The organism is Stutzerimonas stutzeri (assembly GCF_024448935.1).
Lineage (GTDB): Bacteria > Pseudomonadota > Gammaproteobacteria > Pseudomonadales > Pseudomonadaceae > Stutzerimonas > Stutzerimonas stutzeri_AO.
Genome location: NZ_JAMOIE010000137.1, coordinates 1 through 8,590 on the forward strand (window position 1 = coordinate 1; position 8,590 = coordinate 8,590).

Consider the following 8,590-nt stretch of genomic DNA (forward strand, 5'->3'; position numbering starts at 1 on the left):
GCTCCCCGAGCACTGCGTTCTGTTCTCGCTCAAGCATGACCTGCATGATTGTGTGCTTGAGCTTCCAGGCCGTGTTGTAGCTCACCCCCAGCTCACGCGAGAGCTGCAGGGCTGACAAGCTGTTCTTGCGTTGCCTCAGCAGGTAGATCGCCAGAAACCAGGTGGTCAGTGGGAGCCTAGTGCTGTCGAAAATCGTCCGCGGGTCAGCGACGTTTGGTGATGGTAGCGGCTGCACTGATAGCTGGCGCGCCAGCTGAGCAACTGAGCTTGGTACGTAATCAGATCTGTTTTTCACTCCGACCCCTTATGCATCAGTCGGGACGGGGCAGGTCATATTTTTTCAGTTTGCAATAGAGAGTGCTCTTGGCGATGTTCAACGCCTTGGCCGCGCGGGTCAGGTTGCCACCCTGTTCGTGAATGAGCTGGGCGATCACTGCTTTCTCCGCCGACTCCAGGGGATGGTCACCGTCTTCTTCAACCCTGGCGGCCGAAGCGCAAAGAGTCGCTGGCAGATCGGCGGGTGTCAGCTCGTCGCTATCGGTGAGGAAATAGGCGGCCGTCACCAGATTGCTCAACTCCCGAATATTGCCGGGCCAGGAATGGCCTTCGAGCGCAGTCCGTAAATCCTGGCTCAGCCGCTTGGGTACGCCGCCATGCTGTTCGGCCAGCCGTGCCAGGATATCCTCGGCCAGCAGGGCCGTATCCCCCCGTCGTTGTCGCAGGGCGGGCAGGGTCAGGGTCATGGACGAGATGCGGTAGTAGAGGTCCATCCGGAAGCGCCCTTCAGCGACCTCCTCGGCCAGGTCGCGATTGGTGGCGGCGATCAGACGGAAGTTCACCTTGCGCGGACGAGTCTCGCCGACCCGGCAGATCTCCGACTCCTGCAGTACCCGCAGGAACAGGGGTTGCAGGTCCAGGGGCATCTCGCCGATCTCGTCCAGAAACAGGGTGCCCCCATTGGCGGCCTCGATCTTGCCGATCATTCCGCCACGCCGGGCGCCGGTAAATGCTCCCTCCACGTAGCCAAACAGCTCCCCCGCCAGCAGGTCACGGGACAGGCCGCCACAATTGAGGGCGATGAAGGCGCCCTCGCAATGGGGGCCGGCCTCGTGCATGGCGTTGGCGAACAGCTCCTTACCGACGCCGGTCTCGCCCTGCAGTAAAATAGGGATGGGCGCTTTGGCCAGGCGTTCCGCCTGCTGTACGGTTTTGAGAAACAGCGGACTCTGGCCGATCAGACGGGAAAAGCCAGCGGGACGGGTGGTCTTCTGGGCGCGTTTGTTGTCCATCGCCACGCGCGTAGTGCGTGGTATGGGGAAGGGGATCACCGCGAAGTAGCCGATCGTTTCTCCACGGTGGCGGACCGGCTCGATCCATTCGCGCGCTAACCGCGGCAGAACCGGTTCCGCCCGTGGAGCCAGACGCCCCTCCCCGTTCAGGGAGAGGACGGGACTGTAGGGGGTCAGGTCGAGCTTGATGCCGCGCGCCGCCAGCACGCGCTCGGCGTGCCCATTGCCGCGCACCAGTCGCCCCTCCAGATCCATCAGCAACAGGCCATCGTTGCCGGGGGCCGTGAAGCGCCCCAGGGTTTCGCCCAACAGCCGTTCGCGCTTGGAGAGCAGCAGGTGAGCCAGTTGCCCTTCGATACGGTGGGCACCGGAGACGGCCAGCGCCAGGCAATAATCATGCAGGGTGTTCTTGAGCCCGGAGATATTGACCGCGCCCAGCACCTTGTTTTCGAAGGGATCCCAGATGACGGCGGCGGAGCAGGTCCAGTTGCTGATGTTTTCACAGAAATGTTCGCAGGCGTGCACCTGCACCGGGGAGCCGATACGCAGCGCCGTACCGATGGCATTGGTCCCCGCGGCACACTCGTCCCAGTTGGCGCCGGGTACGAGGCGGAATTGATTGGCCAGTTCCAGCGTCTTGGGATCGCCGTGGCTGCGCAGGATCACTCCGGAGGGAGCCACCAGGTGCATGATGGTGCCGGATTGGGCCAAGAGGTCGTGGGCATCGCGCATGATGGTTTCCGAGGCACAGATCAGCTCCTGGTGAGCGGCCCGGATCTCCTCCAATTGCGCATTCTCGAGGTCGATGGCCTGTTTGGCCACCAGGGGGTTCACTTCCCTGGAGACACAGCGTTGCCATGAGGCCTTGATGACCGAGCGGACGGTTTCGTCGGGAAGGGTGCCGATGCTCAGTAACCGCTCCCGCGCATTGGCGATGCGCCCAGGCTGCTCGACAGCCACCGACCCGCGTAACGGCGCGTTCTTTTTCATGATGGTCACCGCTTTTATTCTATTTATTAGATAAACCGTTCTTATCTTGAACCTTTTATTAGATAAAACATTCTCATTTTGAATTTTGACCTGTTTACAATCGCTGCTTCAGGCCAGGTCTGGGCAGATGACGCCCTTCCTCTTTCTCATCTCTCTTTTCATCTCTATACACATTAGCACATTACCAAGCGATGCCCGGAAGGGTCGATTAACGGTCGATAGGCGACCGATTTTCGAACGCAATACCATCCAACAGGGTCGATTATTTTAAAGAAGACGAATGTTTACTATTGTTTTTATTGGCTTATTTTTTATTGGCACAGCCGGTGCTATGTATTTAAGCGGTTGTCCAGGCCGGTGGGTTTGGATGACCGAACGTGCCGCTCCTGATCGGGACCGGGCAAGCAAGCGGCTTCAGCAATGTCAGCAATAAGAATAATAGAGGATATAATTTTGAATCAATTAGCGAATCCAGTAGAAGTCCTCGGTATCGATGCCGGCGGCACTATGACCGATACCTTTTTTGTGCGGGCCGACGGGACGTTTGTCGTCGGCAAGGCGCAGAGTAACGTCAACGAATCCCAGGCGGTGCTGGAGTCCAGCAAGGACGCCCTGGCCCATTGGGGTAGAACGGCGGAGGATGTTTTCCCCGGAATGGTGACTTGCGTCTTCTCGGGAACCGCCATGCTCAACCGCGTCGTGGGACGCAAGGGGCTGCGTACCGGGCTGATCGTCAGCAAGGGGTTTGAAGATTTTCACCGTATGGGACGGGCCATCCAGAGCTATCTGGGTTACGCCTTCGAGGATCGCATTCACCTCAACACCCATCGCTACGAAGATCCTCTGGTGAGCATCAAGGACACCCGCGGCGTCACCGAACGGATCGACTCCAAGGGCAATGTGGTGATTCCGGTGCGCCTGCACGAGGCCCGGGAGGCTGCGCGGGAGCTGATCGAGCAGGGCTGCAAGACGATCGTCATCAGTCTACTGAGTTCCTATCTGAACGGGGACCACGAAAAGGCCGTCCGCGATGTCTGCAAGGAGGTCGCCCGGGAGATGGGGGTCGAGATCCCGGTGTTCGCCTCCGTGGACTACTACCCGATGCGCAAGGAAAGCCACCGCACCAACACCACTATCCTTGAGGCTTACGCGGCCGAACCCTCCCGCGCCACCCTGGGGACCATCAGCAACAGCATGAAGGACGTCGGCGGCCAGTTCGATCTGCGGGTCATGGCCAGCCATGGCGGCACCATCAGCTGGAAAGCCAAAGAGCTGGCGCGATCCTTGGTGTCGGGGCCGATCGGCGGCGTCATCGGGGCCAAATTTCTGGGTGAAAAACTCGGCTACGAGAATATCGCCTGCTCCGACATCGGCGGGACCAGCTTCGACATGGCGCTGATCACCAAGAACAACTTCGCCATCCATAAAGACGGGGATATGGCGCGTCTGGTGCTTTCTCTGCCGCTGGTGGCGATGGACTCCATCGGCGCCGGTGCGGGGAGCTTCGTGCGTATCGATCCCCATGCCAATGCCATCAAGCTGGGGCCGGACAGCGCAGGCTATAAGGTTGGTACCTGCTGGCCGGAGGGGGGGCTCGATACCGTCTCGGTGACCGACTGCCACATCATCCTCGGCTACCTGAATCCCGATAACTTCCTCGGCGGGGTCTTGCAACTGGATGTCGAGCGGGCGCGGTGCGAGATCAAGCGTCAGATCGCCGACCCCCTGAGACTCTCGGTCGAGGACGCTGCCGCCGGGGTCATCGAACTGCTGGATCTGTCACTGCGCCAGCATCTGCGTGCCATGATCACCGGCAAGGGCTACAGCCCCGCCGACTTCGTCTGCTTCTCCTACGGCGGCGCAGGTCCCGTGCATGCCTATGGCTATACCAAGGGGCTGGGCTTCAAGGAGACCATCGTGCCCGCTTGGGCGGCCGGTTTCTCCGCCTTCGGCTGTGCGACCGCCGATTTCGAGTATCGCTACGACAAGAGTGTCGATATCGGTATCAACGAGAAGTCCACCACCGAGGATATCACCGCGGCCACCACCACCCTGCAGGCGGCTTGGAACGAACTGCGCACCAAGGTTCTGGAAGAGTTCCGGATCAACGGCTTCAAGGACGAGGAGGTCACTCTGACCCCCGGTTACTCCATGCAATACCTGGGGCAGTTGAACGATCTGGAGATCGATTCGCCGGTGGCAGCACTGTCCGGTGCGGAGGACTGGGACGACCTGGTGCAGTCGTTCAACGATACCTACGCGCGGGTCTACGCCGACGCCGCGCGATCGCCGGAACTGGGTTACGGAATCACCGGCGCCATCATGCGCGGCTCCGTGGAAACCAAGAAACCCAATATTCCGGAGGAGCCGGAAGCCGGCCCTACTCCGCCTCCTGAGTCACGCCTGGGTACCCGGCCCTTCTATTACGAAAAAGAGTGGGTCGAGGCCGCCATCTATCATATGGAAAAGCTCAAGCCCGGTAACGAAATAAAAGGCCCTGCGGTCATCGAATCCGATGCCACTACTTATGTAATACCGCCAGGATTCGAGACTTTCCTGGATGTGAACCGCCTGTTCCATCTGATTGAATGCTAACTATCCAATTATAAATATAACAAGTCGAGGACCTCTCATGACTATTCAAGAAACCTTTGCCCAGACAGGAAAACTGCTGGATAGCGGACTTACGCTCAATGATCATCGCAATCTGATTCTACAACGCACGGAAAAAACCGGGTACTACAATGGCCTGGAACGGCTGGAATTTAAAGAGTCGGACCCCATCGGTTATGAGCGGATCTTTTCCAAGCTCCGTGCAGGCTTGGTCAATTCCCGTGAAGTGGCCAAGAAGATTGCGGCATCGCCCATCGTCGAGCAGGAGGGGGAGTTGTGCTTTACCCTCTATAACGTGGCGGGTGACTGTATCGCCACCTCCACGGGGATCATTATTCATGTGGGGACCATGGGAGCCGCCATCAAATACATGATTCAGAATAACTGGGAATCCAACCCCGGGATTAACCCAGGTGACATGTTCACCAACAATGATTGCCAGATCGGCAACGTGCACCCTTGCGATATCGCTACCATCGTGCCGATTTTCCATGAAGGTCAATTGATCGGCTGGGTGGGCGGCGTGACTCACGTCATCGATGTGGGCGCGGTGGGCCCGGGCTCCATGTCCAACGGTCAGGTCCAGCGCTTCGGTGACGGGGTGCAGATCACCTGTCGTAAGACTGGCATCAACGACACGCCGCTGCGGGATTGGCTCCACGAGAGCCAGCGTAATGTGCGCACCCCCAAGTACTGGATCCTGGACGAGAAGACCCGTATCGCCGGCTGCCATATGATCCGCGATCTGGTCGAGGAGACGGTCCGTGAAGAGGGTGCCGCCGCCTATGAAAAATTTGCCACGGAAGTGATCGAGGATGGCCGGCGCGGGCTCATCAGCCGGATCAAGGCGATGACCATTCCCGGCAAGATCCGCACCGTCGCCTTTGTGGACGTGCCCTATATGCACGAAGATGTGGTCGTTCCGCCGTTCGCCAAGATCGATACCATCATGCACGCCCCCTGCGAGATCACGGTAAAACCCGACGCCACCTGGCGCTTAGATTTCGAGGGCTGCAGCCGCTGGGGCTGGCACACCTACAATGCCAACCCCGTGGCCTTCACCAGCGGCATCTGGGTCATGATGACCCAATCCCTGGTACCCACCGAACGGATCAATGACGGTGCCCGTTACGCCACCGAATTCCGGCTGCCCAAGGGCACCTGGACCAATCCGGACGACCGCCGCACCGCCCATGCTGATGCCTGGCACTTCCTGGTCTCTTCCTGGAGTTCCCTGTGGCGCGGCGTAAGCCGGACCTATTTCGGCCGCGGCTATCTGGAAGAGGTCAACGCGGGCAACTCCAACCCCTGCAACTGGCTGCAGGGCGGCGGTATCAACCAGGAAGGCGAGATCCATGCCGTCAACAGCTTCGAAACCGCGGCCTGCGGCACGGGCGCCTGCGCCGTCAAGGATGGCCTGAATCACGCGGCGGCGATCTGGAATCCCGAAGGGGACATGGGCGATATCGAGATCTGGGAACTGGCCGAACCTCTGCTCTATATGGGACGGACCATCAAGACCAATACCGGCGGTTACGGTAAATACCGCGGCGGTCTCGGATTCGAAACCCTGCGCATGGTCTGGGGTTCCGCCGATTGGACCATGTTCTTCATGGGCAACGGCTACATGAACAGCGACTGGGGGCTGATGGGCGGTTATCCGGCCGCGACCGGTTACCGCTTCGAAGCCCATGACACCGGTCTTTTGGATCGCATCAAGGCGGGCAAGTCGCTGCCCCTGGGTAAAGATCGTGACCCCGGCGCCTGCGAATTTGAGAAACACCTCGACGCCGGTGCGCGGGTTAAGCGCGATAAGCAGTGCATCACCACCGAAACGATCTTCGAGAATGGCGATCTCTACCTCAACTACCTGCGTGGCGGTCCGGGCTTCGGTGATCCCCTGGATCGCGATCCGGCGGCGGTCGCCGACGACCTCAACCAGAACTTCGTGCTGCCGGAATTTGCCCAAAAGGTTTACGGCGTAGTGATCTCCCAGAACAAAGCCGGCGACTGGGTAGTAGATGAAAAGAAAACGGCGGCACGCCGGCAGGCGATCCGCCAGGAGCGGATCGCCCGGGGCCAACTGACCCATCAATGGATGGAGCAGGAGCGTCAGAAAATTCTGGATAAGAAGGCATCGGTCCAGGTCCAGCAGATGTTCGCCTCCAGCTTTTATCTGTCAGAGAAGTTCCTCGCCGAATTCAAAGAGTTTTGGGATCTGCCGGCCGGCTGGGAATTGAAAGAGGAAGAACTCGATATACCCATGTTTGGCGCCAAATACCATATGGACCTGAGCGAACTGCCCGATGTTCATCCCGTGATCATGACCGAGCAGTGATTGTCTACGAAGGGGGTGCCTGAGCGTCCCCCTTCAATGGCATCTCACAATTCAAAAAATAAAAGAGAGACTGATTATGTCGACTTATACCAAAAAACAAATATCCGATTTGGTCAAAGGGGATCTGGACTGGGATACTCTGCACCGCATGTTATCTTTGCCCAAGGACAAGGAACGCTACGCCAATTACGTCGCCGTGTTGCAGGAGCAGGTATCCTGGGACGATAGGATCATCATGCCCTTTGGTCCTCACCTTTTTCTGGCAGAAACCCAGCAAGATAAAAAACTGTTCACCAAATGCTCCTGTGGTCATGAGTATGGCGATTACCAGAAAAACTGGAAGCTCAATGCGCTGATCTACGTACGTGACAGCAAAGAGAAGATGCAGGAGGTTTATCCCACGCTGATGGCCCCGGACACCAGCTGGCAGGTCTATCGTGAATACTATTGCCCGAGTTGTGGGGTGATGCACGATGTCGAGGCGCCCACGCCCTGGTATCCGGTCATTCATGACTTCCAGCCGGATCTGAAAGCCTTGTTTGATTGGCTGGATCTGCCCGCGCCGGTGAACGCTTGACCGGCGTCTGTCACCTAAGTGATACCCCGGCCGAACTCCGGCCGGGGTATTCCCAGATCCCTCCCGTTGCAAGCCCGTTTAATAAATTGAAATGCTGAAGAGATTACGAGGTGTGACATGTTGGACAAGGATAAAAATACCCACGGGGCCGAACAACCGTTCTTCGCGTTACAAAAAATCTATATTAAAAACTCATCCTTCGAAGCGCCGAATGCGGCGAAGATTTTCAAGCAGAACTGGAAACCTGAGATCAGCCTGGATTTGAATGTCAGCCACGAATCGATCGGCGATGGCCTCTATGAAGTGGTGCTGTCCGTATCGGTCACCGCAAAAAACGACGGTCTTCTCGCCTTCCTGGTCGAGGTCGATCAGGCCGCCCTGTTTATGATCAAAGGCTTCCCCGAGCAGAAACTGGATGAAGCGCTCAACTCCGCCTGCCCCCTGGTCATGTTTCCTTATCTTCGTGAAACCCTCGACACCATCATGCTGAAGGGGTGTTTCCCGCCGCTGATGCTGGCCCCCGTCAACTTCGACGCGCTCTATACGGAAAAAAACAGAGCCTCCGCTTAGGACGGGAAACAGGTTCGCGGGCCGAGTGGCTCGTAGACGACAACTGGCTCGTCCAGATGCATGTTGGCGCCTTCAGTATCGAACCCTGACGGGATCAGAGATCCCGCATCATCAGCCACTGCTCCTTCCCCCAGGCCTGGAGAGAGCCTGGCTGGCGGAGCGTCACTTGGCTCGCTTTATCGTTGAGGTGGTCGACGGGCTTGAGCTCAGCGC

5 protein-coding genes and 1 pseudogene are annotated in these 8,590 nt (G+C 58.4%); 4 read left to right on the forward strand and 2 right to left on the reverse strand.

All coding sequences use genetic code 11. The annotated features are described in order from the left end of the window. A pseudogene (locus NA637_RS23195) lies at positions 1-249 on the reverse strand (IS1595 family transposase); the annotation flags it as partial. Positions 250-311: 62 nt separating this feature from the next. After that, entirely contained in the window at positions 312-2,279 is a 1,968-nt protein-coding gene (locus tag NA637_RS23200) for a sigma-54-dependent Fis family transcriptional regulator (RefSeq protein WP_256074874.1), read from the reverse strand. Positions 2,280-2,732: 453 nt separating this feature from the next. Here NA637_RS23200 and NA637_RS23205 point away from each other — a divergent pair, with 453 nt between their 5' ends. The 4 genes from NA637_RS23205 to secB all read left to right on the forward strand — a co-directional run bounded on the left by NA637_RS23205 (position 2,733) and on the right by secB (position 8,377). Then, complete coding sequence (locus NA637_RS23205; protein ID WP_256074875.1) at positions 2,733-4,874, forward strand: hydantoinase/oxoprolinase family protein; 2,142 nt, start codon at positions 2,733-2,735, stop codon at positions 4,872-4,874. Beyond that, on the forward strand, positions 4,864-7,230 hold the full coding sequence (locus NA637_RS23210) for a hydantoinase B/oxoprolinase family protein (protein ID WP_256074876.1): 2,367 nt from the start codon (positions 4,864-4,866) through the stop codon (positions 7,228-7,230). Before NA637_RS23205 ends, NA637_RS23210 begins: the two co-directional genes overlap by 11 nt. Before the next feature lie 76 nt (positions 7,231-7,306). After that, positions 7,307-7,807, forward strand: a complete 501-nt coding sequence (locus tag NA637_RS23215) for an acetone carboxylase subunit gamma (RefSeq protein WP_256074877.1) — start codon at positions 7,307-7,309, stop codon at positions 7,805-7,807. A 117-nt stretch (positions 7,808-7,924) separates the two neighbouring features. Next, a complete protein-coding gene (secB, locus tag NA637_RS23220; protein WP_256074878.1) occupies positions 7,925-8,377 on the forward strand; it encodes a protein-export chaperone SecB in 453 nt (150 codons plus the stop codon). Positions 8,378-8,590: the final 213 nt, after the last annotated feature.